Below are 601 nucleotides of genomic sequence, written 5' to 3' on the forward strand. Positions count from 1 at the left end.
TCCGTTTGCTGGGCCGAATGAGGCGTGCTGTCTGAAGGGTTTGGGTTTTGCGTATCCGCCATCGTGAGTCGTCCATTTCTGTTTTTAGACAATAAGAGAATTTTGGGCAATAAAGAAAATAAGAAGGCTTTGGCTCGTCTAAAAAAACGCGGGTAAGATACTAAGATACCTAAAGCATTTTTTTAGACTAGCCAACTCAGTATTGCTTGAAATTTGAGTTGACGTAGGGTGTGGTTAGCGCAGCGTAACCCGCCTCACGTATAATTCCAACAGCCAAAGGCGGGTTACGTTTAGTCCTCACTCTCTACGAGAGCTTGGCAAAACTAACCCACCCTACGCTAAATCAGAGAAACCAACACTATATTGAATTTATTAATAATTAGTCGTTATGTTTAACAGACTCATCATTTGACTTATTAACCTTATTCATAACCTGATTGGCCATCACCCCATTGATGATACCGCTGAGCGTATCGGACTTGCCAGCGAGACCATCGATGGCTTTACCGATAGAGAGTGACTTGGCGAAGTTATCAAAGAAGTGCTCCTCGCCACCGACAATATCGATTTTGGCTTTTTGGAGCGCCACTGCCAGTACTTC

Annotated in this window: 1 pseudogene; it reads right to left on the bottom strand. The window is 43.8% G+C overall.

The annotated features are described in order from the left end of the window. Positions 1 to 379: 379 nt before the first annotated feature. Positions 380 to 601 (bottom strand): annotated as a pseudogene (locus ACTXGO_RS15860) (hypothetical protein); the annotation flags it as partial.

The organism is Psychrobacter sp. T6-1 (assembly GCF_052258445.1).